This window comes from Methanosarcina subterranea (assembly GCF_055385895.1).
This window is the reverse complement of the sequence record NZ_AP042426.1, coordinates 4,886,531-4,909,980: the sequence shown is the minus strand read 5'-3', so window position 1 is coordinate 4,909,980 and position 23,450 is coordinate 4,886,531. Positions and strand designations below refer to the sequence as shown.

General features: G+C 41.4%; 23 protein-coding genes. 9 read left to right on the top strand and 14 right to left on the bottom strand.

Features of this window, described 5'->3' with window-relative positions; genetic code table 11:
- Window positions 1-221: 221 nt before the first annotated feature.
- Complete coding sequence (locus tag ACZ5A8_RS21420; RefSeq protein ID WP_229389283.1) at window positions 222-506, bottom strand: non-histone chromosomal MC1 family protein; 285 nt, start codon at window positions 504-506, stop codon at window positions 222-224.
- Between the two features lie 547 nt (window positions 507-1,053).
- Here ACZ5A8_RS21420 and ACZ5A8_RS21415 point away from each other — a divergent pair.
- Window positions 1,054-1,200 (top strand): hypothetical protein, encoded by a 147-nt coding sequence (locus tag ACZ5A8_RS21415; RefSeq protein ID WP_464531432.1) that lies wholly within the window; start codon window positions 1,054-1,056, stop codon window positions 1,198-1,200.
- A gap of 486 nt (window positions 1,201-1,686) precedes the next feature.
- Here ACZ5A8_RS21415 and ACZ5A8_RS21410 read toward each other — a convergent pair whose 3' ends face one another.
- Both ACZ5A8_RS21410 and ACZ5A8_RS21405 read right to left on the bottom strand, forming a co-directional pair.
- Window positions 1,687-1,845, bottom strand: coding sequence for a hypothetical protein (locus ACZ5A8_RS21410; RefSeq protein ID WP_464531430.1), 159 nt, complete (start codon window positions 1,843-1,845; stop codon window positions 1,687-1,689).
- 306 nt (window positions 1,846-2,151) lie between these two features.
- Window positions 2,152-2,742, bottom strand: a complete 591-nt coding sequence (locus ACZ5A8_RS21405) for an acetate uptake transporter (protein ID WP_464531429.1) — start codon at window positions 2,740-2,742, stop codon at window positions 2,152-2,154.
- A 484-nt stretch (window positions 2,743-3,226) separates the two neighbouring features.
- Between ACZ5A8_RS21405 and surE the strand changes: the two genes are divergently transcribed.
- Window positions 3,227-4,030, top strand: a complete 804-nt coding sequence (gene surE, locus ACZ5A8_RS21400) for a 5'/3'-nucleotidase SurE (RefSeq protein ID WP_464531428.1) — start codon at window positions 3,227-3,229, stop codon at window positions 4,028-4,030.
- Between the two features lie 112 nt (window positions 4,031-4,142).
- On the opposite strand, the gene ACZ5A8_RS21395 is transcribed toward surE, so the two are convergent.
- The 3 genes from ACZ5A8_RS21395 to ACZ5A8_RS21385 form a co-directional block, all read right to left on the bottom strand.
- Window positions 4,143-4,304 carry a hypothetical protein gene (locus ACZ5A8_RS21395; protein ID WP_464531427.1) on the bottom strand — a complete coding sequence of 54 codons (162 nt, stop codon included), beginning with the start codon at window positions 4,302-4,304 and terminating at the stop codon, window positions 4,143-4,145.
- A 29-nt stretch (window positions 4,305-4,333) separates the two neighbouring features.
- Entirely contained in the window at window positions 4,334-5,338 is a 1,005-nt protein-coding gene (gene moaA, locus ACZ5A8_RS21390) for a GTP 3',8-cyclase MoaA (protein WP_464531425.1), read from the bottom strand.
- Window positions 5,339-6,255: 917 nt separating this feature from the next.
- Entirely contained in the window at window positions 6,256-7,845 is a 1,590-nt protein-coding gene (locus ACZ5A8_RS21385) for a hypothetical protein (protein WP_464531423.1), read from the bottom strand.
- A gap of 485 nt (window positions 7,846-8,330) precedes the next feature.
- On the opposite strand from ACZ5A8_RS21385, the gene ACZ5A8_RS21380 reads away from it, so the two are divergent.
- Together ACZ5A8_RS21380 and ACZ5A8_RS21375 are read left to right on the top strand one after the other, a co-directional pair.
- Window positions 8,331-9,650 carry a cobyrinate a,c-diamide synthase gene (locus tag ACZ5A8_RS21380; protein WP_464531421.1) on the top strand — a complete coding sequence of 440 codons (1,320 nt, stop codon included), beginning with the start codon at window positions 8,331-8,333 and terminating at the stop codon, window positions 9,648-9,650.
- Window positions 9,651-10,043: 393 nt separating this feature from the next.
- Window positions 10,044-10,508, top strand: coding sequence for a glyoxalase/bleomycin resistance/dioxygenase family protein (locus ACZ5A8_RS21375; protein ID WP_464531419.1), 465 nt, complete (start codon window positions 10,044-10,046; stop codon window positions 10,506-10,508).
- Between the two features lie 43 nt (window positions 10,509-10,551).
- On the opposite strand, the gene priL is transcribed toward ACZ5A8_RS21375, so the two are convergent.
- The 4 genes from priL to ACZ5A8_RS21355 form a co-directional block, all read right to left on the bottom strand.
- Entirely contained in the window at window positions 10,552-11,661 is a 1,110-nt protein-coding gene (priL, locus tag ACZ5A8_RS21370) for a DNA primase regulatory subunit PriL (RefSeq protein ID WP_464531418.1), read from the bottom strand.
- A 7-nt stretch (window positions 11,662-11,668) separates the two neighbouring features.
- The gene (locus tag ACZ5A8_RS21365; RefSeq protein WP_229389306.1) at window positions 11,669-12,406 is read right to left on the bottom strand and encodes a DNA polymerase sliding clamp; all 738 of its coding nucleotides are present in this window, start codon (window positions 12,404-12,406) and stop codon (window positions 11,669-11,671) included.
- A gap of 328 nt (window positions 12,407-12,734) precedes the next feature.
- The gene (locus ACZ5A8_RS21360) at window positions 12,735-13,049 is read right to left on the bottom strand and encodes a transcription factor S (RefSeq protein ID WP_229389308.1); all 315 of its coding nucleotides are present in this window, start codon (window positions 13,047-13,049) and stop codon (window positions 12,735-12,737) included.
- The gene (locus ACZ5A8_RS21355; protein WP_464531417.1) at window positions 13,009-13,443 is read right to left on the bottom strand and encodes an NUDIX domain-containing protein; all 435 of its coding nucleotides are present in this window, start codon (window positions 13,441-13,443) and stop codon (window positions 13,009-13,011) included. The genes ACZ5A8_RS21360 and ACZ5A8_RS21355 overlap by 41 nt, the downstream gene beginning before the upstream one ends.
- Before the next feature lie 841 nt (window positions 13,444-14,284).
- On the opposite strand from ACZ5A8_RS21355, the gene artA reads away from it, so the two are divergent.
- The 4 genes from artA to ACZ5A8_RS21335 all read left to right on the top strand — a co-directional run bounded on the left by artA (window position 14,285) and on the right by ACZ5A8_RS21335 (window position 16,950).
- Window positions 14,285-15,154, top strand: a complete 870-nt coding sequence (gene artA, locus ACZ5A8_RS21350; protein WP_464531415.1) for an archaeosortase A — start codon at window positions 14,285-14,287, stop codon at window positions 15,152-15,154.
- A 5-nt stretch (window positions 15,155-15,159) separates the two neighbouring features.
- Window positions 15,160-15,786, top strand: a complete 627-nt coding sequence (locus ACZ5A8_RS21345; RefSeq protein WP_464531413.1) for a phosphatidylserine decarboxylase — start codon at window positions 15,160-15,162, stop codon at window positions 15,784-15,786.
- 17 nt (window positions 15,787-15,803) lie between these two features.
- Entirely contained in the window at window positions 15,804-16,532 is a 729-nt protein-coding gene (locus ACZ5A8_RS21340; protein WP_416182833.1) for an archaetidylserine synthase, read from the top strand.
- Window positions 16,533-16,593: 61 nt separating this feature from the next.
- Complete coding sequence (locus tag ACZ5A8_RS21335; protein WP_464531411.1) at window positions 16,594-16,950, top strand: dihydroneopterin aldolase family protein; 357 nt, start codon at window positions 16,594-16,596, stop codon at window positions 16,948-16,950.
- A 50-nt stretch (window positions 16,951-17,000) separates the two neighbouring features.
- Here ACZ5A8_RS21335 and hisC read toward each other — a convergent pair whose 3' ends face one another.
- The 4 genes from hisC to ACZ5A8_RS21315 all read right to left on the bottom strand — a co-directional run bounded on the left by hisC (window position 17,001) and on the right by ACZ5A8_RS21315 (window position 21,920).
- Entirely contained in the window at window positions 17,001-18,101 is a 1,101-nt protein-coding gene (gene hisC, locus ACZ5A8_RS21330; RefSeq protein WP_464531409.1) for a histidinol-phosphate transaminase, read from the bottom strand.
- Complete coding sequence (locus tag ACZ5A8_RS21325; protein ID WP_464531407.1) at window positions 18,082-19,269, bottom strand: acetylornithine transaminase; 1,188 nt, start codon at window positions 19,267-19,269, stop codon at window positions 18,082-18,084. The genes hisC and ACZ5A8_RS21325 overlap by 20 nt, the downstream gene beginning before the upstream one ends.
- 608 nt (window positions 19,270-19,877) lie before the next feature.
- Complete coding sequence (locus ACZ5A8_RS21320; protein ID WP_464531405.1) at window positions 19,878-21,026, bottom strand: polymer-forming cytoskeletal protein; 1,149 nt, start codon at window positions 21,024-21,026, stop codon at window positions 19,878-19,880.
- 411 nt (window positions 21,027-21,437) lie between these two features.
- Entirely contained in the window at window positions 21,438-21,920 is a 483-nt protein-coding gene (locus ACZ5A8_RS21315) for a PUA domain-containing protein (protein WP_464531403.1), read from the bottom strand.
- A gap of 316 nt (window positions 21,921-22,236) precedes the next feature.
- On the opposite strand from ACZ5A8_RS21315, the gene ACZ5A8_RS21310 reads away from it, so the two are divergent.
- On the top strand, window positions 22,237-23,343 hold the full coding sequence (locus tag ACZ5A8_RS21310) for a hypothetical protein (RefSeq protein ID WP_464531401.1): 1,107 nt from the start codon (window positions 22,237-22,239) through the stop codon (window positions 23,341-23,343).
- The last annotated feature ends 107 nt before the right edge of the window (window positions 23,344-23,450 follow it).

Below are 23,450 nucleotides of genomic sequence, written 5' to 3'. Positions count from 1 at the left end.
ACTAAATTTTTGAAATATCTTACGTAATCAGAAACTTTGGTGATTATTTCAAATTAGAGGTTTAGAGAACTAACTCTGAGTTTTTGGATGAACTCCATAATTGATTTTGCGCCTCAAGTGCGTAAGTCCTAAAAATTAAAGATAGACAAAGCTAATTCCTTTTATGATATCGAAAAAATGAAGGAACCTTGAATTTCAAGGTATATAAGGAAAATTATATTTTACTCGATTGTTTCTATTTTCTCTTTCTTGACAAAGGGTTTGCTGATTTTATCTGGCATCCATTCAGGCTTGTTTTTCGGGGCTTTGACAAGTTGCTTCCATGCCTTGAAAACATGGACCTTCTTTGTCCCGCGTTCCCTGAGTCGGATAATATCCGGTTTTGATTTAGTTCCTGTGCCCCGGTTAGCAGCTTTCAAGGCAGCCTGACGAGGCTGTTTCCCAGTGAAAACTCCATGTTCATTACCTTCTGCATCTCGTAAAACAAAATTTCGTGTATCAGTCATAAGGGTCATCTCTCAAAGTATATTATTAGAGAATGATTAATTTTTAAAGTATATATAATTTTCTTATAATGTTGCCTGTAGTTATTGCTTTCTTTTAATTGAGTAACCTGTAGTTTGCTGCGATAAAAACCACTCAAAACCATAGAAAAATTACATTCTATGAGAGGTCTGGCGTGAACATATATTCTTGAATCGGAACGCACTAGATTCGGCTGTTTGCTTTTGATTCTTAAATAGAGAGTGAATTCTCTTTTCTCTGATCTTCAGCCGTATTTGCGCTCAAGTATCGTTTTGTATAATATATTCTTATCAGGAATAAATACCCGGTAATACCTTCTTTTTTCGATCTCGAGTTTATAAGCTCTATTTTGTTTTCGTAGCCTTTCCTCTTTTGCTATCAATATTCAGCTTCTTTCTCTTTTTTTTCGACAAAAAAGTTGATAGAAGAGCCTGTTAATTATTAAAGCCTTCATATAAAATTCTCTTATACAAGCTCAACAACCTTTAATATGACAAGCTTCTAAAGCTAGAGTCGGTGGGGTAAAATATGGCATTTCAATACGGGGATGCCTCTTTAAGACTACGTCGGATAGTGTATACTATACAGGATGTCTTCAAACAGAAGGCTCCTTTTGAGACTATGTTGGATAAAAAATATCTCGCACAGGGCATTTTCAAACAGAAAATGCTTTGAGTTAACGTCTGATAGAATACATTATCAGTGGGGTTACGATAAAATGTTAGCAAAAGGTTTACACGAAATCATAAAAACTGTACTAGAAAAGAAAAGTTTACAACCGGAAACGATTGTGGAGATAGGGGAATGGCTTCACAGTCTGGAGTTTCTAACAATGAAGGTGATAATGTTTTCTTTAAGTGTTTATCACCTGTATGAATATACAATTAAAAATGTATTTTAAAATGTCTTTAAAACTGCAGTTAATATGGTACTGCAGGTTTGCCTCCTTTCGAGGTTAAATTGAAAAATCTGCTTTCTACTGAGAAAGAATATCTCCGGGCTAAATATAAGGGTAACCCGGTAAGACATCAATTGTCAGTTAAAGCAGACAGACGGCTGCCTTTTTGGTATGGCAGGACTTATGCAGGTCAACTATAAACATATGAAACGAGGAATGAGAATCGGAATAAAATGAGAACAGTAAATCCGAGGCCCCAAATGTTAAAGCGAATTGCTTTTCCAAAACTCAGGTCTGTTGCGTTTCGCTTCATTTTCGTTTCGTTTCTGTGTAAGTCGTATCCGTAGAAAAGGAGGCTTTGCTTCAAGTCTGGCTTCAAAACGCCTGGGGTTGAAATAATCCGTACTGGGTGGCTTAAGCATCCTTCTCTAATACCCCGCCTGTTTCAAAATCCTCAGGTTAAAAAAGCGGACTGGAATAAAAATAACCAGTTAAGCCATAAAAGGAAGCATTACCAGATCCAAAAGGAGAATTCTCAGATTAAAAAGAACCAGGGCTCAGCAAATACTAAACAAACAGCCCTGCGTTTTATCTCTTGCTTCGGCATTTCTGCCGTTGTATTTTTTTCAAATTTAATCTTATGTTCCTGTATTCTTTATCTAAATTTCTAGATTTTTCAATTATTGCTTTTATTTCTTAGTTTTCTTTTTTTTCGCTTTTTTTATAGTTTAGATCGGAACAACTTTCCTGCCATATGCATCATTAAGCACTTCCCCGAGGGCAGTGTACAGAGCTCCAAGCCCCATAATGAGTCCCACATAACCGGCTATGACGAGAAGGCCTGTATTTCCTGTGGCGTTTACAATAGCCAGTAGTATAAACAGCAAGAAAAGGGTCACGAATACGAACATTATCGCTTTGCTGCCCAGCTTCAGGGTTGCCAGAAGCATGACGAAGGTATAGACTCCCCAGAGAAAGAGATAGGCTGCAAGTGCTAGAGGCTCCGGGCCTTCAATCCAGCCAATTGCTGGCATAAGTATCAGTCCTGCAAGAGAGAACCAGAAAAGCCCGAATGCACAGAACGCCGTGCCTCCAAATACGCTCCCTTTCTTCCATGCCATGATTCCTGCAAAGACCTGGGCAAAGCCCCCCAAGAATATTGCCATGGACACGATCATTGAATCCACAGGGTAAAGTCCTATATAACTAAGGCTCAGGAGAACTGCTGAAAGGCCAAGACCCGTAAATCCCAGAGGTGAAGGGTTTGCGGTTTTATCCCTTACATGTACATCTGTTACTATTTCCTGTGTTTCTACCATCAATACCACTCCCCGGATTCCTCCGGATTTTAACTGTTTAACTGAAATATTTCACTCTGCTTATTTTGCTTTTTTGACAGAATCTGGCTGACTTTTATAGCTGTCTGACTTTTATAAGTGCAATTTAGAATACTGTCGCTGGTTTTAATCGTGATTGGTTTATTTTTGGGTTATAATAATTATCACCAATGTCAATAATACTCAATCGCCAGTAACACTGGAAGTCAAGCAAAAAAATCTTTTAACCCTGAATATAAAAAAACAAAAATAATTCGGGCTAGCTCCCCTTTTATTTTCTTATATCGGGACTTCCGTGCTCATTTTCACCCCCGCTAAACGCTTTATAATTAATATATGTCCTCTAATATATTATTTTTGTTTCTATAAAATTATCTAAATGAAAATCGGGCCTGAAAACAATTTATCTGTAAATAGGGTTAATTCGGCGCAGCGTTTCCATAAATTTTAAATTATCCGGAAACTTATGGGAAAGCTGATGGTCCCAAAAATTCTTGTTACAAATGATGACGGTGTTTATTCGACAGGCCTGAAAGCTGCCTTTGACAGTGTTTCGGATCTCGGGGAGGTTACAATCTCGGCTCCTGCTGTCCAGCAGAGTGGGGTAGGGCGTTCGATTTCTATTTTTGAGCCTCTCAGGATAACGAAAACAGATGTAGGAGGTATACCTGCGTATGCTGTGGGAGGGACTCCTACGGATTCTGTAATTCTGGGCATTTTTACCATTCTCAAGCAGATGCCAGACTTGGTGCTTTCGGGATTTAACATTGGAGAGAATATCAGCACGGATACGATCACTACCTCAGGGACTATCGGAGGAGCCCTTGAAGCTGCAAGCTATGGCGTTCCGGCAATTGCCGCTTCCATGCAGGTGCTTGACGAAGGACAGAAATTCGACGATCCAAGAGATTACCACAGAGAGCGCTTCGAAACAGGGATAAAAGTCGTTAACAGAATAGCCAGAAACGTGCTCAAGCACGGTATGCCGGATAATGTGGATCTTCTGAACATTAACATTCCCTACCATGCGGAAGAAGATACTCCGGTGGAGATAACGCGCCTTGCGCGAAAGGTCTTTAAAACCGACGTTGAAGAACGCCGTGACCCCAGGGGCAGGTCTTATTACTGGATTGCAGGAGATCTTATCCGCGAAGAAGAAGAGGGGACCGATGTGCACGCCATCATGCAGAAAGGGCACGTCTCAATAACTCCGATCTCGCTGGACTCAACCGCAAGAATAGAATTTTCAGAGATCGAAAAATACCTTTGAACACAATAACGCTGTTCTATGTATCTTGTCTAAAAAAAGAATAGAATTCTGCGCCGGATAAATACCGACTTTTTAATTCCGAAAACACGTTTTCTGTTTTTAATTTACTTTTTTAATTTACTTCGTCCTGTTCTATACGTATAGAAATTTCCTTCCAGTCGCTATCGATTGTGTGAAGAGTCTCGACCATTGCTTTGGTAACATTTCCTACTATTGTCTGGACAAACTCATTCATTGGGATTTTCCTGCCGTCTACCATAAGTTCGATTTTCATTTTTTTCCTCCTTATTGTAAGCTTTTTTCTTATTCTTTTATTTTCTCTAATTTTTCGATCCCTATAACCGGCGTACAATAGGGTCTCCTCCGGCTTACTGCGAGCCTGAGCAGTTTTTCTATCTCTTCGGGACCTTTTGCTTCCCTGATGTCAACCAGGTTATCATGCACAAGCAGACAGGGCTTGAGTTTTCCATCGGCTGTGACCCTGAGCCTGCTACAGTGAGCGCAGAACTCCGAGTTGTCCATCGGCCGCACAAACTCCACTTCCACCCCGTCGATAATGTACTTTTTCCGATGGTGCAGGTGTCGGACTCTTACCTCGCTTGCCCGTTCTTCAAGGCTTTTTTCAAGGGTTTTTGAGTCAATAGTGTACTTTGAAAGCCCTGGGTCAATATTCATGAGCTCGATTATCTGAAGGATAACTTTTCCTTCATAAGGGCGGATAAAATCCATCATGGCATCAATTTCATTCTCGTTTATGCCTTTCAGAAGCACCATATTCAGCTTTACAGGGGTCAGCCCGGCTTCAACTGCGCTATCAATGCCTTTGATAACTCGCTCAAGAGTGCCTGGCGAAGCCCCGGTAATCGCCTCATACTTTTCGGGGTCAAGGGAGTCCAGGCTTACATTTACCCTATCGAGTCCGGAAGCTTTGAGGGCCTTTGCGCGTTTTTCAAGCAAGATGCCATTTGTAGTTGCCGAGACCTCTTTCAAAGGAGGGAGACATGCGAGGATTTCTTCAAAGTCTTTTCTGAAAAGCGGTTCTCCTCCAGAGAACTTTACTTTACGAACTCCGAATTTCGCTGCTTCCCGGACAATCCCGCAGATAAGTTCCGGGCTCATCTCGTGCCCTAAGGGGCCGCAGGTGCAACAGTCTGCTCCTTCATTATGGCAGTACATACAGGAAAGGTTACACCTGTCAGTAATGGATATGCGAAGCCCGGTTACTTTGCGCCCGTAAGGGTCAACCAGAATTTTTTCTTCTTTTTCTTCGGGAAACAGAGAATTTTTCCCAGAATTATTTTCCTTCATATTTCCCCGGCGTATTTATATAATCGAAGTTATAATATTTTTGGTAGAATCCTGATCTGGTCATTTTTGAATAATCAAAAGTATCATGGCTAAAAAGGATATCTGCTAGCGATATGTTCCAGTTAATATAATACATAATTACAGCTAATATAAATCGATAGCGCATATTATTTCGGAGTTCCAGGAATAAAAATAATGAAATTTAATTCTTTACTCTGGTCTTCTTTAAGTCTATTTTTTATATCCCACTTTCGGCAGGTCGACATTATAGTTTAGAATATTTTTCTCGATACCGTTTTAGAATATTAGCCAACTATTTATTAGGTATAAAACCGGTTAACTTGTGGCTCAACTCTCACGACCTATATAAACACTGAATCATTTTTTAATTAAATTTTGGTATGAGAGATTAATAGTTGGTCATATGTAAACCTTATAACTACACACAATTGTGGAGCATTATTTCAAAATCACCATCAGTAAAAATTATCAAAAATTGAATGTCGGCCTGCCAAATAGAGGTTATATTTTTACCGCTTTGCCATGTCCCTAAATAGGTTGTCTGGTCAATCTTTTTCAAATTAACAATCAATTGACATAATAGATTTGAGAATTAGAATAAATTTGAGAATTAGAATACACCGGTTAAAACCTGGGATCCAGTAAAGAGATTTTCTAAAAAATAGCGCTCTGTGTATTGAGTTCGAATTATTGTTGCATAATTATCCAAAAATAGTAATTTTGCCGTTTCAAAAATGTTAAAAAAGCTATCTGAAAAATAGTGCATTCATCGATTTCATTTTAACATTTTGTGCGGAAAGTGAGAGTATATTTAACTCTCCGCACATAAGTTATTTTTTGGCCCACTGATTATACTTATCTACTGGCCTTATATTATATTCGCAGGACTTACCTGTTCAGATCTCTCCACAGTCTTTTGAGTCATCTGCTGGAGTTTCTTCTCCGTCTTCATAGACTTCTTCGGATTTATCTGCTGGAGTTTCTTCAGATACTTCCTCTTCACAGTCTACTGGAGTTTCTACAACATCTTCACAGTCTACTGGAATTTCTTCATTGCTTTCACAGACTTCTTCGGATTCTTCTGCTGGAGTTTCTTCAGATACTTCCTCTTCACAGTCTACTGGAGTTTCTACAACATCTTCACATACTTCTTCTGCTGGAGTTTCTACAACATCTTCACATACTTCTTCTGCTGGAGTTTCTTCCCCGTCTTCACAGTCCACTGGAGTTTCTACAACATCTTCACAGTCTACTGGAGTTTCTACAACATCTTCACATACTTCTTCTGCTGGAGTTTCTACAACATCTTCACATACTTCTTCTGCTGGAGTTTCTTCCCCGTCTTCACAGTCCACTGGAGTTTCTACAACATCTTCACAGTCTACTGGAATTTCTTCATTGCTTTCACAGACTTCTTCGGATTCTTTTGCTGGAGTTTCTTCAGATACTTCCTCTTCACAGTCTACTGGAGTTTCTACAACATCTTCACATACTTCTTCTGCTGGAGTTTCTACAACATCTTCACATACTTCTTCTGCTGGAGTTTCTTCCCCGTCTTCACAGTCCACTGGAGTTTCTACAACATCTTCACAGTCTACTGGAGTTTCTACAACATCTTCACAGTCTACTGGAATTTCTTCATTGCCTTCACAGACTTCTTCGGATTCATCTGCTGGAGTTTCTTCAGGTACTTCCTCTTCACAGGGAATTTCTACACTATCGCTACAGTCTTTTACTGAAGTTTCTACAGTTTTGTCACATACTTTAACTGGAATCTCTACAGCTTTGTCACATTCTTTAACTGGAGTTTCATCATAGTTATCTGCTGGAGTTTCTACAGCTTTGTTACAGCTTTTTTCTACTGAAGCTTCTTCAATCTCTTCACAGGCTTCTTTTACTGGAGTTTTATCACATTCTTTAACTGGAGTTTCTTCTCCGTCTTCACAGACTTCTTTTACTGGAGTTTCATCATAGTCGTCTGCTGGTGTCTCTTCTCCGTTGTCAGAGTTTTTCTGTCCACAGTCTGCAATATAATCGCAGTCACATGAATCACAGCCACAGTTTGCCTGATCACAGTCTTCAACAGATTCGCAGCCACATGAATCACAGCTTGCCTGTCCACAATTTGTAATAAATGCGCAGTCACATGAGTCACAGCCACAGTTTGCCTGATCACAGTCTTCAACAGATTCGCAGCCACATGAATTACAGCTTACTTGATCACAATCTGCAATAGATACGCAATCACATGAATCACAGTCACAGTTTGACCGGTTGCAGTCTTCAATAGATTCGCAGTCGCATGAGTCGCATTCACAGTTTGCCTGTTCACAACTTGCAAGAGTATCACAGGAAGCTGCAGGGTTTTCTGCAGATTTTGTAAGAGCAGTACAGGAAACTGCTCCTGCAGTAATTAAACTTGACATCATTATTATAATAGAAGCACATGCCAGAATTTTTATAATTGGTTTTTCACTGAAGTGCATTTTGTCCCTCCAATTGTTCCAACGATTTCGTCTGATCTTACTCCTTTTATATGAGAAGATCTGGAACCCAAAAGTATCGGTACAGTTAAATGTATAACAATACTTACATTGGCTGCCAGAAACCAGAATAAAAAAATGTTTTTAAGCCTTTATATGCGAAAATAAGGTCTAAAATCTGCATTTAATACTTGATTATGCTATATGCTCTGATAAAAGTAAATTTAAAACTTGATAATACTTTATTTTATTTTATAATGGTTCATAAGAGGTTGAATTGAATATTAATTAATTCATTATAAATGTTGATATTAATTGATTCTGTGTAATCTTAATTTCTCCTGAAGAATATGATTTGTTCATACTATTTTAGTAAATTCTCAAAAATTCTTTTCATTTTTTTCATTCCTTTCTTGAAAATGGCATAAAAAACTCGAAACGGCTTGATTAATAACCTTATATATATTAATCTGTACAATAGTTACCAAATGACAAAAGGAATACTTATCGCAGGAACCCACAGCGGAGTTGGAAAAACCACAGTCTCCATGGGTATTATGGCTGCACTCAAGCACAGGCAGCTAAAAGTCCAGCCTTACAAGGTAGGACCGGATTACATTGACCCTTCTCATCACACAGCTATCTGCGGGCGCTCTTCTAGGAACCTGGACACCTACATGATGGGTACGGAAGGGGTGAGGCAGACAGTTGCTCGCACATCTGCAGACGCTGATATTGCTGTCGTCGAAGGTGTAATGGGTCTTTTTGACGGAATTGATTCTACGGAAATTGCAAGCTCGGCGCATGTTGCAAAGACTCTTGATATTCCGGTGATTCTGGTAATCAATGTCCACGGCATGTCAAGAAGTGCCGCAGCTCTCCTGAAGGGCTATTCCGAGTTCGATGCGGAAGTCAGGGTTGCAGGTGTTATCCTGAACCAGGTCGGAAGCCCCCGCCATGCAGAACTTGTAAAAAATGCGCTCCCGGGCAATATTCCTGTTATAGGCACAATTCCCCGAAGAAAAGATATTGAGGTCCCTTCAAGGCACCTTGGACTTTACATGGCACATGAAAAGGACTATAACACCGCGGAAATGGCAGCCTTTATTGAAGAAAATGTTGACCTTGATGCGGTGCTTGAACTTGCTGAGCCCTGTTCGGTTCCGGAAGCTGAGGCAATTCAGAAACCTGGAACAGATATCAGGATCGGAGTTGCTTGGGACCCTGCTTTCTGTTTCTATTATCGGGATATGTTCGATGCATTCGAAGATAACGGAGCAGAAGTTGTATTTTTCAGCCCTATGGCAGGTGATGTTCCGGATGTAGAAGGAATTTACTTTGGAGGTGGCTACCCCGAGCTCTACGCAGAAACCCTTGAAAACTCAGAGACCACCCGGAAACTGAAAGGGCTTGCAGCCGACGGCCTGCCCATCTATGCGGAATGCGGCGGCTTGCTCTATCTATGCGGAACTTACGAAGTTGACGATAGGACTTATAAACTGGCTGATGTCGTGCCTGCAAATACTCGCATGACAAACCGTCTGAAGGCTCTGGGATATACCGAAGCCCGCCCCCTTGACAAAAACTTCTCTTCCCACAATATCAAAGGCCATGAGTTCCATTACTCTCTTACGGAATGCGACAGAGATGCCAGGTTTGCATATGAAATGATCCGCGGAAAAGGTATACAGGACGGTTTTGACGGGCTTGTGGAACACAATACCCTTGCAGGATACATGCATTCTCATCCTGCCAGCTTCCCGGTAGAAAAGTTCGTGCAAAAATGCAGGGAATACAAAAGACGGTAAATGTTCAGGACTCAGGTAAGGTTCAGGACTTAGGGAAGGTTCAGGACTCAGGTAAAAGTTTAAGAGCTTACGCAATTGCCTGTAAAACAGGCAATTTTTACTTTTCATCATTTTATCATTCTTGTATTGAAACATGCCTCTCTGGACTTTTTAGCTGATTTTTCCGTTTAATGATTTTTTGTGATATTTTTACCCGAAACTCCATGAAAAAAACACTTTCAGCTTTCTAGGCCGAGATTAATAAATACCAAAGTAATTTTTAGGAACAGAGGCAATGTATTGGAACGGATACTGAGAGGATTAATTGAATGGGTTTTTACCATTGTGAACGATAATTTGGAACAACGACTCGTATCCAGTATCAATACTATACTTACAAAAGGAGGAAATTGAATGAGATTTATATGCCCGCTTATTGTTGTCAACAATATGGAACTTTCCAGGAACTTTTACGAAAAAGTTCTCGATCAAAAAGCACAGTACGATTTTGGCGAGAATGTATCGTTTGAGGGCGGCTTTGCGATACATTTAAAATCACATTTTTCAGATTTAATAAATATAAACAAAAACGACATAGTTCAAAAATCAAACAATTGTGAATTATATTTTGAAGAAGACGATTTGGATAGTTTCCTTCAAAAGCTGAAAAATATGGATTTCGTTGAGTATGTACACGGATTAAAAGAACAGCCCTGGGGACAGCGGGTTATCAGATTTTATGATCCTGATATGCATATTGTTGAAGTTGGCGAACCCATGGAAAGCGTAGTAAAAAGGCTCTTGAGTGAAGGATCATCGGTCGAAGAAGCCTCAAAACGCACTTTAATGCCAGAGGAATTTGTCAGGCAGTTTTTGTGAATAGTCGAGGGCTGGCAGCCTGTATACCTCTTTTTAAATTCCTTTATTTGGGGTCTTTTTCAGGTGGCATTTTACCTGGTTTTTCACTTTCATTTTCCTTTTCGTTCTCTTTTCTTTTTTCCTCTCCTTCTACCTCTCCCTGTTCTTTATTTCTTATGAATACTTTTTTCTCGTAGTACCCAAGAGGATGGCTGATTTTTTCGCAGAGCCTGTCTTTTCCCACGCAGTTGCCGTAAGTCCTCATTGTGTCGCAGGCAGGGGGTTTATATGTATTGCCTGTGGCGCCCGCAATATGCTCTATCTGGTAGAGGGTCTTTTCCGCATCAAAATCAGGGGAGATATTGAATAGATTAAGGATCTCATCCACTGACATACCCACATTGAGTAAGAAAGAAGTCATTGCAAAACGCATCGAATGAGCGAGATTCACCCCACCCTGTGCGTTTGCAAGTGCATGAGCGATACAGGGAGGAAAGAGCTCTGGCTCAACAGCCCCGAAGTCTGTAGCTCCGAATTTCTTTTTCTGGACTTCAAACTGTTCCTTTATCTCGGCAACATAGGGAACACAGAAACTGGAAACTTCTGGGGGAATTTCCGGGATAGGAAAGGACTGTTCAATTCTTTCCCTGACTGCTTCCTCAAGAAGCCTTGCAAACTCTTCCCGTGTTATTTTTATCTTACCTGCCCTGAGCTGGCGGTTTGTCAGTTTCCAGGAAGGTTCTTTGAGGGAATTTGAAAATCGGATATAATCCGTAAAATGCATGTTAAAATAGGAGTCCTGAAAATCTGCCTGGATTCCAAAATCTTCCCCGAATTCAAGCAGAAAGTCCGGGTTTTCGTTTCTCATAAAAGTATAGGCAGCCTTGGCTTCTGCCAGAGCATAGCGCCGGGTAAATAGCTGGTCATCCACGCAGGCAACCAGCATCCTGGCAAAGGGATAGGAAAGGAGTTCTGAAAGCACCTGGGCTTCCCCTGACATAGGGGGTTTTTTAATTTCTCCTTCAAGAGCCTCTTTTACTCTATCTATTCCACGGGCTCTTGCAGCCCTGTAAGCCCTTGAATTAAGCAGGCTTTCCAGGGAAATTCCCAGGTTTCCAACATGGGCAGATGCTTCTGAAGTAAACGGGTAATATGCAAGTTTTTCAGCCTGCATGCCACCCTTAGTCCGATTCTATTCTCGGAGCCAGGAGATAGGATATTCTTCCTGCCCCGTTTGCAATTTCAAAGTCAATAAGGATAGGAAAGTCTCTTCCAAGGGAGAGAGTAACCTCATTTACCTTGTTTGTGGGCTTGACTATATCTGACAGATAGTCCAGGGAAAAGAGCGAACAGGCTTCACCTGCTTTAAGATCAATTAACTGGTCTCTACCCATTTCCAGGCGGACCTGATCGGTATCGCCCTTTGCTTCCATATAGAAAGTATCGCCGGAAACTCCCATAAGCATATGGTCGCTTATTTTTTCTGCGGCTTTCACGGCACGCCTGAGGTCTGCACCGTTCAGAACAACTTTGGCAGGCAGCTCGAGCTGAGGAACTCTGGGTTCTGCACGGATTGTTGAAGGGTCCAGAAGAGAAAGAGTATAAGACAGTCCTCCTACATCAATCAAGAGTTTATTGCTTCCTTCTTCAAGCTGCATTCGGACTGTATCGCTCCTATCAGCGATTCCCAGAAGGTCCATAATTTTATTCAGGTCAAGTCCAATCTCACTCTCATCAGCGCTGTATTCGTCAAAAGCCGAAGATCCAAGCTCAAAAATCCCCATTGCAACGTTGGCAGGATCTACTGCTTTTACCGAAATACCTTCGGGTTTAATCTTGAATCTAACCTCATCTACAATTACGGCCAGTGCGGCAATCGCGTCTTTCAGAAGCTCTGCATTAATCGCTGCCTTGAACATGATTCTTCTCCATTAAATAAATTTAAGCCTTAAACTCCTTATCTATCCTTCGTTATATAAATTTCTTTACAATTTGGGACTTTCCATCCTTTTGAGGAAAAACTTTCCGAATCAGGATAAATAGCCATATGGAATTGGGCTAAACTATTAGATTCAAAGCCCCGGCAACTATATAAATCTTGGTCAGAAAATCAGGAAGCTTCAGGCTCTGCCTGAAACATAAAAGAAATTCTGAGCTGAAAATTCGTTTTCCAGAAATAAGTTTTTCAGAAACACATTTTTCAGAGGCACGTTTTTAAGAAGGGCCCGGAAAGAAAAGCTGTGAAATTTAGTCGTATTCTCTCCATGTATACCCGCACTTCGTGCATTTGAGGAAACGGGTTTCGGACTCGTCTGCAGACCTGAGCTGTCTGAGCCACCAGGCTGCAGTATTGTTCCCGCATTCCGGGCACTTTACACTCGTTGTTGGCAGGCCTGAAGTCTGTTCACCCTCGAGTACCACTACTTCATGATCGTCAATCTTGGCTTTGGAGACGAAATTCTTTGCGTTATTTTCAATCGGTATTATGTTTCCACACTTTCTGCACTGGTAATTACCATCTTTAGGAAACATCATACTTTTGCATTTGGTACAGAACTGCATTAATATCACTTTTTGCATCATCTATCATTTTGTTATGGTCGAAAGCCAGCTCAGGAATCGAGTTAAGTTCAAAAAGTTCAACGGAATCAGCATCAGAGCCTGGTTTTAAATCTCCGCATCCTTTCGCAAGGTAGCACACTGAGACTGTGTGCCTCCTGGGGTCGCGTTCAGGATCGGAATAGACACCGATAAGCTTGAGAATCTCTACAGAAAGGCCCGTTTCTTCAAAAGCTTCCCTGAAAGCTGCTTTTTCTGTACTTTCTCCGATTTCGACGAAGCCTCCAGGAAGGGCAAATTTTCCCTCATATGGAGGGTTTTTTCTCTTCACCAGAACAAGCTTGTTTTTAAAGAGAATTACAGTGTCAACAGTTAGGCTGGGGGTATTATATTTCATAAAACGCCTTCGCAACTCACTTTCCGGGAGACTTTTCCCTTTACTAATCTCTTTCCTGATTAGCTTTTTCTGGCGTTTTGCCAGGTAAAATAATATATTAGTATTGTGCGTATTCTAGAAACTCGTCATCATATTTCAATTATTCTTCTCAATTTTTTTATTCTTATTAATTCTTTTTGCGTTATTTTCCAGTTCGCTGTTATATGAGTCGAGCCTCCATCAAGCAAAAAAGTCACTTACGCAGTAGTCTTTATTAAAGGTTTCTCTTTTATGGATAACCAAAAAGCTCTTTATCTATTTTTTTCCAAAAGCTTTCATCTGGATTATTTTTCTTATAAATAGGGGTGCTTTACAATCCGTTATTTTTCTATAATAGGAATTTATTATCTATCTACATAACTCTTAAAATATCAGTACCTGACTGCATAAATCCAGACAGGTATTTATACGTCTTGAGTCAGGTCAGATATGTAATCCGTAACGCTCATAGATATCTGGCATGAGGCCTTCTATATCATAGTACCTGGACTTGCCTTACCATGTCGAATCACTTTCATGTAGGTATTTGCCAGTGCCCTATCATGACTCTTCAGGGGGTAATAATTAGCAAGATTTTTAATCGCATATTAAAGTAAAATCCATAACCTTTGAATCCCTTAATACTTATGGTTATGAAAACTTTAAATCCTTTGTAGAAGCTCTATGGAAATCTATTAATTATTTTAGGGAATTTCATGTTTTACTTTCCGGAAATTTCAGAACTTGCTCGGAATTTTCCAACATCACAGAATAAATATAGAATCTGGAGTGTCTTAATCCCGGGCAAAAAGGTGCGTGAAAAATGATAGAAAGTGTACTCTGGCTCGCAGTCGGGTTAATGATTGCGTCATCCGTCATCCCCAGAACCTTAAGAATTCGTAAACTGGTAGGGGGAGTAGGGTGGGGTGTGTTTTCCATCCATTGGGGTTACCAGCCTCTCCACTACATAGAGACCCTGGACTATGCCAATGCAGTCCTTACATTTGCATTTGCCCTGTTTTGCTTGCTTGTGGCATATATAATGTTTCGTGAGTACAGGGAAGGTCCTATTGTCCTAAAAAAGAATAGAGAAATGATGCACTCGGAAGTTTCAGCTCAGATTGAGGGAGATTCTCTTGACATAACTTCAATGCTTACAAGTGCAAGTGCTCTTGGAGCTCTTGTTTATTTCCCGTTTGCAAACTTCTCTTCCCTGAATACATGGATCATTGGAAACGTTACCTCACAGGTCATCTGGGTCCTCCAGTACTTCGAGATTCCGGCATACATGAAAGACTGGAATATGATAACCCTTAACGGGTATACGGTTGAGATCATCCTGGCCTGTACTGCAATTGAAAGCATTGCTCTTTTCATGGGGCTAATAGGTGCGGTCAAAGCCCCTCTTAATCGTCTGGTTACGGCTTTCATCGTGTCCGTACCCGTGATCTATGTGCTCAACCTTATCAGGGATATCTTTGTGGTTGTGGCTTACGGAGAACAGTGGTTTGGTACTGACAGTTTCATAATTGCACATAACTATATCGCAAAGGCGGGATCAGGAATCGCTCTCTTTGTGATTTCTTATGTAGTACTCAAGGTTCTTCCTGAGTTGCTGGCAATGATCGACGGCCTCTGGGTCATACTTTCCGAAGAATTGAAATATCTTCTACATAGATTTGCTAGGGACTGAGATCAATGATTGCAAAAGGATCTGAACCCTGGCTTTTCACAGCTGCGTCTGTAACTGCTCTATTTGCAATTCTATCTATGGCAACGGATAGTTTACCCTACCTTAATCATGCAGCTCATATGGGAATGGCATTAACTTTCTTTATGGTCGTCTTTTTCAGGGACCCCGAAAGAAAGGTAGAAATCTCTGATTCTTATATGATTTCCCCTGCCGACGGTACGATTATCGACATCAGGGATAGGAAGATTTGCATTTTTATGTTTCTTCAGAACGTACATGTTAACAGAGCTCCGATTTCCGGAAGAATCAGGGCAATCACCTACAAGAAAGGTGGTTATCTCCCGGCTTTTTGTAAGGACTCGGAAAGGAATGAAAGAAACGAGTTTATTATCCACAGCAAGTACGGGGATGTACGGGTCACACAAATTGCAGGCACCATTGCCCGCAGGATTGTCTCATATTCCGGTGTGAATGACATTGTAGAACAAGGACAGCGTATCGGAATGATCCGTTTTGGGTCAAGAGTTGACGTAACAATTCCTCATGATTTTGATATTACAGTTCAAAAAGGGGAGCGGGTACTTGCAGGCAAGACCGTTATAGCAACAATAAAAAATGACAGGGACTTTTGAATATGAATGTTTTTCAAATGTTAAGACTCCCGGACCTGGTCTCTCTTTTGAACCTGATCTGCGGGATTGGCTCCATTGCAATAGCTGCCCAGAGCGACTCTTTTGGTTTTGCTTTGATCTTACTCCTGATTGCGGCAGTTGCAGATGGGGCGGACGGATACATTGCCCGCAGATTTAAAGGGGGAGAACTAGGGGAGCAACTTGATTCCCTGGCAGATGCAGTCTCTTTTGGGGTCGCTCCTGCCCTCCTTATATTCCTGGAGTTCGGAGAAAAAGACCCTCTTGTCGCGATGTTTGCAGCTTTTTATGCTATCTGCGGTGTGCTCAGGCTCGCCCGTTTCAATTCTACTGTATCCACCCCGAAGGCAGGATTTGAAGGGCTTCCTATAACCGCAGGTTGCATAATGCTTGTTACATACCTCTTGCTTGGCAAAAGTATAGTAGGGATAGACGTCTTGCTGGCTCTCACTCTTGCTCTCTCTATCCTTATGGTGAGTACTGTAAATTATCCGAAAATAAGGAATATCAAGATCCTGGCTTTTGTAGCTGCTGTTTTCGGGATAACTGTGTTCCTCTATTTTATTGATGTGCAGTATATGAGGCTCTTTTCTTTCCTGCCGTTTATCCTGATGCTTACTTACCTGTTTTCTCCTTTTTTGAAAATTCCTCTGATCAGTGTTGTTAGCAATAAAGAATACGGGAATAAGAAGGGGATTAAAGCTGGAGGAAGGAAAGAAAAGCAGTAAAGCTATTTCGAAGATTACCTGATTTCGGCGCACTACATGAAATAAGCAAGGAGAAGATTATTTGACAGAAAAAGAAATAACAGATAGGGATAATGCACTCTTCGAAGCAGGAATAAAACTGGGAGCCCTCTATCACCAGTTTACGGGTTCCCCTGTAAACCTGAAAACAGCTTCAAGCCTTGAGCACGCTATTCAGGAAAGCATTTCAGTCCAGCCGTTTGTGGAAAACATTTCTGTGAGAATAGACCGTGACCTCTTAAAAAGTAAGTTAAATAGCGAATTTGGGTACACCGAACTCCAGGGCTCCATGCTTGAAGTTAAAATCACTGTAAAATACGGTTCTTCCCGGGTAAAAGTCGCGATGGAATATAACTCTGAACTGAGTTACCCATTGATGAAAATTGAAAGCATACAGTAATTTAGCGATTTGAGTCTTCAAAAATTAGATTAAAGTAAAGGAGCAGGGTTTTAAGCCTCAATTTTTGAAATTTCAAAAGCCCTGACAACCTTTTCATTCTGCTCAGGCGTGCCGACTGTTACCCTGATAAGAGAATCTCCAGCCTCCCTGAAAGAATCACATGAACGCACGATTATCCCTTTCTTTAAAAGGCTCTCCGTGATCTTTTTTGCTTTTAAAGGAGCAACGTCTACAAGCACGAAGTTTGCCTGTGAAAGGTAAACCGTAAATGGGATATTTTTTTTCAGGTATTTCCTTCCTTCTCTTGCAAGATTTATGCTTTTACTCAGGTGTTCTGCATCTGAAAGTGCGGCTATTCCTGCCTTTAAAGCCGGAAGACTTACTGAAAACGGAGTGGCTGCCCTTGAATACTCTGTCACAAGCCATTCAGGCATTATCCCATAGCCCAGGCGCAGCCCTGCAAGCCCGAATACCTTGGAGAAGGTTCTCCCAATCACAAGGTTGTCATATTCCTTTACAAGCCCTGCAAGGTTCCTGTCCGCAAATTCTACATACGCTTCATCTATAAACACAAGGGAGCGCGTATTTTCAACAATTCTCCTCAGGTCAGCTTCGGGAAGAAGGTTGCCTGAGGGGTTATTGGGGGAACACAGGAAGATTATCTTTGTCCTGGAAGATAAGGCTTCAAGGATCTTTTCCGGGTCAAGGGAAAAATCGAGATTCCGCCTGACAAATATCGGTTTTCCACCGCAGGCTCTGGCAGGCAGTTCATAATAGGCAAAGGTCGGGGTAGGGACAATAACCTCGTCTCCCTTCTCAATGATTATCCTGCAAAGTCCATCAAGAAGTCCGTCCATTCCAGGTCCCGAAGCGACAATGTTCGATACCGGAAACCCTGTATATTTTGAGAGGGCTTCTCTCAGTTCCCGTGCATCTGCCGAGGGGTAAATATTTGCTCCGGGAGCTGCCTCTACGAGAGCCCGGACAGCTTTTGGTGAGGGCCCGAGAGGGTTTTCGTTTGAGCCCAGTTTAATAATTGAGGCCGGATCAATCCCGTAGGCTGAAGCTATTTCTTCTATGGACTTTCCAGGAACGTACTCTGCAATATCAAAAATTTCCTTTTTTATCAGTTCACGCCTGCTCAAGGACATCAACTACCGTATCTATCTGCTCTTTTGTAATCACCAGTGGAGGGACAAGACGGAGTACCGAGTCCGAGGTGCAGTTTACAAGCACGCCGTGTTCCCTTGCAAAGTCAACAAATTTGCCGCAGGGGTATTTGATCTCAATCCCTATCATAAGCCCTTTCCCGCGGACTTCCACAACGTCGTCCCTTGTCATACCCGTGAGCTTTTCCATGAAATAAGCTCCCATTTCCTTTGAGCGCGCCAGAAGCTTTTCTTCTTTTATTGCCTTAATTGAAGCAAGAGCGGCTGCACATGCAAGAGGCCCGCCTCCGAAGGTAGAAGCATGCTGCCCGCGCCCAAAGCTGAGCCCGCTGCGAGCCGCAATGGCACCCATGGGGAAACCTCCTCCTATGGCTTTTGCCATGCTCATAATATCAGGCTCTATCCCAAACTGCTCTTTGCAGAACCAGGTTCCTGTCCTTCCAAAACCTGTCTGCACTTCATCAAAGATAAGGAGGGCGCCGGTTTCATCACAGATTTCCCTTACTTCTTTTAAGTATCCGGGGTCTGGTATGTTTACTCCGCCCTCCCCCTGAATGGGCTCAAGGATTACTGCTGCGGTATTTCCGGAAATTGCTTGCCTGATAGCATCGGCATCGGAGTATGGGACAAAGGTAGTTTTCGAACTGACTGGCGGCATGAAAGGGTCCCTGTACATGCTTTTGTGGGTCACGCTTAGGGCTCCTATAGTCCTGCCGTGGAAGGAGTGTTCGGCTGCTACAAAAGCGCTTTTTCCGGTAGTCACACGAGCCAGCTTCATTGCAGCTTCTACGGATTCAGCTCCCGAGTTGCAGAAAAAGACGCGCTCCATACCCGTAACCGAGGCGAGGGTTTCCGCAAGTTCTGCCTGGATTTCAGTATAATAGATATTGGATACATGGATTAATTTCTCAACCTGCGCCTGAATGGCTTTAACAACTGTCGGGTGGCAGTGCCCTACATTGTTTACCGCAATGCCTGCTACGCAGTCGATATACTCTTTACCGTAAATATCCTGGACAACCGCTCCTTTGCCTTTTGAAAGCACAAGGGGCTGGTGCCCATAGGTCTGCATTACATACTTTGAGTCTTTTTCTATAACGGAATTGTACCTTGCCTGCAGGTCTCCGGATTCAATAATATCTTCTGTCAAGTGAATTCCTTTCCTTAAAGCTGTGATCATAAGTTTGTCTTAGAGTTTAATAGTGAAAGATTATCTAAAGTTTAACGTTGAAACTTCAAAATTGAAAGTTTATTGAAACTTATATCGAAAGCAGGGTATTCTTCATGAGTTTACATGAGTTTATAGTCAATTACTGATATTTCGATTTGTTTCCTGCCTTAATAGACCGCTGGTTTCTACAGAATGTATCCTGAATTTTATGATTTCCTGATTAACTAATCTCTTAGTTTAAATTTTTCCCCCTCTTCAATATAAATCGGATAATTCCCTGATTCTCTGAGGGTTCCTCAATGGTTTCCTAAGAATACTACCGATTATCTGCTGCTTTCCGGAAAAGAAAGTTCTCTGCACTGTTTTTTCCGTATCCTGTGACGTTTCTCTGCCATAAGAAGAAATCAAGACTCACAGAAAATCAGGATCCACAGAAAATCAGGATCCACAGAAAATCAGGATCCACAGAAAATCAGGATCCACAGAAAATCAGAATCCACAGAAAAACTTAATATTCCGGGAGCAACCTGTCTGAAATATTACGGATAGAATGCCACTTCCGGGAGTCCTGGCTTATCAGGGTCTAATTAGCTCTGGTGTTCTCCAGTCTCCTGTCTTTTTTTAAGTGATCTGGATCCTGTAAGACGTCGGGTTCTTGCGAGAGCCCTGGTCCTTGCAGACTTTCTTTCCATGCCAGGCACAAAACCATTTTTGGCTTTTGGATTTACTTTGATGAGATAATCGATTTCGACCAGATCCACAGCCTTCATGAGTCCTTCTTCAGGCACATTTACTAACTGTTTCTCTGCCTCAACTATGATTACTTTCCCTAAAGCGTTAACCTCTGCAAGAACTGGCTTTTCTCCTGCTTCCCGCAAGAAAGAAACTCCGGAAGGCGCTTTTATCGTACCGTCAACTCTTGCATTTTCATGAAGGATCACGGAATCAGCCTTTATTCCTCCGAAGACTCTACTGTTCCTGCCAATGTGTATCTGCCCTTTTGAAACAAGGTTTCCATAGACAGTACTGCTTTCTCCTATGGTTACATTTCCTTCCGAAAAAACGCTCCCTTTGAGGGTCAGGCCTTTTCCGGTTTCGACAGACTGTACCCTGAGGGTCCCTATCAGATAGCAGTTGTTCCCTATAACTGCTTCTCCACCAGCTTCAATGGCTTCAGGAGACATTTTTGCGTCTTCGGGTATGATAAGTACTTTTTCACCCGGTTCTTTTCCATCAGGTTCCTGATTTTCCTCAGAGTCATCAAAAAGCTCTTCAATTGCTTTTTCTACTTCCTCTCCTCTGCCGAGGCGCATCATTTCCCTTATATAAAGAAGCAAAAACATTATTACCGGAACAGGGTTCCTGACAACAATCCAGCCTTTGGCTTCAAACCCGCCCTTGATTTTAACTTCCTTTCCTACGTCCAGGTCCCCTTCTACGGTCAGTTTTCCATCAATGGTAACAAATTCTCCCAGATAGGCGTTTCTACCGACCTCTACCCTGCTCCCCATTTTAGACCACATGTCAATCCTGGCGTCAGAGCAAGCTACAATGTCTCCGGAAACGTCCACTCCTTCTCCTATTATGACCGTGTCTCCAGATATACCGTACTGGATACTGGAGTGGTTGCCGACAATAACGTCTCCCTCTACTATAATCCTGTTTGTTTCTATTCTGGTATTATCGGGAACCAGAAAGTACTTCAGGATCTGCTCTGGCTCTGAGATATTTTTCACTCTCCGGGAAACTGTTTCCTGCTATCTGGCGTAAAGGCTTCAGGTTCAGCTTTAAATTTTCAGAATGAAGTTTTTAAACTGCAATACTGAAATACGATTATTTATCTTATGAGTGGTATTCATTCAAAAATAACTATCTATGATATATTCTTATCCATTTTTTCCGCTCATTTTTCTTTTTTGAGCAGTAGGGGATAACACCTTATATATTATATCTAGTTATATGAGAATTTGTATAAAACGTAAAAATACCTTTTGCCCTTCTGTATAAAGTTTAAAATTTATTTTTCTTTACTTATTTCTTTATCTTAATTTCTGATCCATCGTCCTTTTTAATTCGATACTTATGATTTATCGACTAAAAGAGCGATGACCGACAGATAATTTACTGGCTTTCCTAAACTGGAATATTTATTCTTCTTTTTTCAAAGTAATTCCTACCCGTACATCTACAGCTGCTCCGCTGTCAAGAGAAAGGATCTCTGCAGGGGATAAGAGCAACTGCCCTGTTGCAAGCAGCCTGTCTGTATTATCTGTGACGAGTACTTCTTCTCCAGCTCTGAGTTCCGGATCAATCTCAACTATGTGTTTTGCAAAAGCTGTTTTGCCTGCCTCCACAAACGGAGCAGCATCTTCCGAAACAACTACCCTTAGCTTTTCTCCGGGAAGAAGCCTGTGGACTATAGAAGCTCCTTCAATACTGAGCGTGAAAAAACCATCCTTTGCTCTCGCCGTTGCAATTCTTTTACCTGAGTAGAAGACCTGGCGTACTCTTTTTGTTCTGGATAGCTGGAATGTTGATCCTTCAGGGAAAAGTTCTTTTCCTATTCCTTTCCCGAACTGGTAATCCGCAATCATACGGACCCTCGAAAGTTTCTCTACGTTGCAGTTCATGAGGCTAGATAATATATGCAGACCTTAAAGCCGTTCCGGTCATGCATACTTTCGTAAATAAACTACCACGAAATACATAAATTTATATTTTCAAGACGAAATAATAAATTATTTATATTTTGTATCTTTTAACCAGTAACTGTCTGGAAGTGCTAATTTCGTAATAATGTAAATAAAAAATTGGTTACTACCTGATTTGAAAGAGATATGTAGATCTAACTCTCAGGAACCTCACGAACCTTCAGATAATTAATCCTGCAGATGGAAATTTCTTCGGATCCGGCCACAACTTTAAAAAAATAGATGGAGGATTTTGTTGATTCGCAAAAACGTTTCTTTAGATGAAGCTCACCTCCAGAAACTCCAGCCTCTGCTGGAAAAAAACGGGGGAAATTTAAGTGCAGCAATACGGGAAGCCATTGACCTGGTTAGCCCTGACCCTGAAATCCATGGTACTTCAGATGAGACCTCTGAAAATATAAGGAAAAAGGAAAGTTTCCCAGAAACAAGGGAACGACTTCTCGCGAGCGGAGAATGTGTCATGATAAGCCAGCAAATGATGAAATGGCTTGTAAAAAGCAGTGCTGGCAAGCTTATTGATATAGATCTTGTCTATGAGATTATAAATCCGTACCTGATTACCACAATTTCTGAGCTGGAAGAGTACTTTAACTACATCAGTAAACAGATGGGATGGAAAATTAATGTCTCGTGTTCCTGTAAAGAAAGCCTTCAAAAAGAGTATTCAACTATGGATTTCACTGGCGGGGACAGAGACCTTCGTGAGTTTCTTGTAGAAGCCGTCTGCATTTTCCTCTCGCGCTGGATGGATATGGATGCAGAGGCGCTTCATCGAAAATCTAATTCAATTACCGTATACCTGAGAAGTTTTGTTCGGCATGACCTGCAGAAAACAGCTCCTGGGGTGAGGAAACATTTCGGTTCCAGAGACATCCTGTACAGGGAAATTGAGAGAAAATCCGCTTTCTGGATAACGCTTGCGGAACTCTATATAAAGTTCAATTACCAGAGGGTAAATCTGGACAAGAGTCTTTTTGAAGCCCTGTTAGCAGGAAAGCTTCCTGATATAACAAAATATTTTGAGATTAAAGCTGACCGCTCACTCCGTGAGATCCCTCTTTCTGAACTGCTTCCCCTTTTTAAATACCTTGTAGTTGCCTCACAGCTTGTGAGTGATGTGGAAATATATCCCGAGAAAGGAAAAGAGTGCATCAAAATCAGGCACGACTATTCTGATGAGAGTGTGGTTTTAAAACTGATCCAGCTGTTTTCCAATTTATTTGAGGCTGGCCTACACAGGTTTACTGTAAATTCTGTCTCCGAGCTCATAATATTTGATTTTTCTCTTCCTAACACTTCAATACAAGGCGCTGTAAAAGTCTCCCCGCGTCTGGATTTTTAATAAAAATAACAACTTTTATATATCTGCGCTGATCCTGTAATCTTGTTTATGGTCTTCAAATTTATACTGTGCCTGCACTGCCAGGCTGTTTGCTGAATAACAATTTG

Coding starts and splice junctions, on each gene's coding strand:
- ACZ5A8_RS21380 (WP_464531421.1), top strand. CDS start 8,331: ATGACAAAAGGAATACTTATCGCAGGAACCCACAGCGGAGTTGGAAAA.
- ACZ5A8_RS21340 (WP_416182833.1), top strand. CDS start 15,804: ATGTTAAGACTCCCGGACCTGGTCTCTCTTTTGAACCTGATCTGCGGG.
- ACZ5A8_RS21385 (WP_464531423.1), bottom strand. CDS start 7,845: ATGCACTTCAGTGAAAAACCAATTATAAAAATTCTGGCATGTGCTTCT.
- ACZ5A8_RS21375 (WP_464531419.1), top strand. CDS start 10,044: ATGAGATTTATATGCCCGCTTATTGTTGTCAACAATATGGAACTTTCC.
- ACZ5A8_RS21360 (WP_229389308.1), bottom strand. CDS start 13,049: ATGCAGTTCTGTACCAAATGCAAAAGTATGATGTTTCCTAAAGATGGT.
- artA (WP_464531415.1), top strand. CDS start 14,285: ATGATAGAAAGTGTACTCTGGCTCGCAGTCGGGTTAATGATTGCGTCA.
- ACZ5A8_RS21405 (WP_464531429.1), bottom strand. CDS start 2,742: ATGGTAGAAACACAGGAAATAGTAACAGATGTACATGTAAGGGATAAA.
- ACZ5A8_RS21420 (WP_229389283.1), bottom strand. CDS start 506: ATGACTGATACACGAAATTTTGTTTTACGAGATGCAGAAGGTAATGAA.
- surE (WP_464531428.1), top strand. CDS start 3,227: ATGGGAAAGCTGATGGTCCCAAAAATTCTTGTTACAAATGATGACGGT.
- moaA (WP_464531425.1), bottom strand. CDS start 5,338: ATGAAGGAAAATAATTCTGGGAAAAATTCTCTGTTTCCCGAAGAAAAA.
- hisC (WP_464531409.1), bottom strand. CDS start 18,101: ATGTCCTTGAGCAGGCGTGAACTGATAAAAAAGGAAATTTTTGATATT.
- ACZ5A8_RS21410 (WP_464531430.1), bottom strand. CDS start 1,845: ATGCTTAAGCCACCCAGTACGGATTATTTCAACCCCAGGCGTTTTGAA.
- ACZ5A8_RS21315 (WP_464531403.1), bottom strand. CDS start 21,920: ATGAACTGCAACGTAGAGAAACTTTCGAGGGTCCGTATGATTGCGGAT.
- ACZ5A8_RS21415 (WP_464531432.1), top strand. CDS start 1,054: ATGGCATTTCAATACGGGGATGCCTCTTTAAGACTACGTCGGATAGTG.
- priL (WP_464531418.1), bottom strand. CDS start 11,661: ATGCAGGCTGAAAAACTTGCATATTACCCGTTTACTTCAGAAGCATCT.
- ACZ5A8_RS21355 (WP_464531417.1), bottom strand. CDS start 13,443: ATGAAATATAATACCCCCAGCCTAACTGTTGACACTGTAATTCTCTTT.
- ACZ5A8_RS21345 (WP_464531413.1), top strand. CDS start 15,160: ATGATTGCAAAAGGATCTGAACCCTGGCTTTTCACAGCTGCGTCTGTA.
- ACZ5A8_RS21365 (WP_229389306.1), bottom strand. CDS start 12,406: ATGTTCAAGGCAGCGATTAATGCAGAGCTTCTGAAAGACGCGATTGCC.
- ACZ5A8_RS21395 (WP_464531427.1), bottom strand. CDS start 4,304: ATGAAAATCGAACTTATGGTAGACGGCAGGAAAATCCCAATGAATGAG.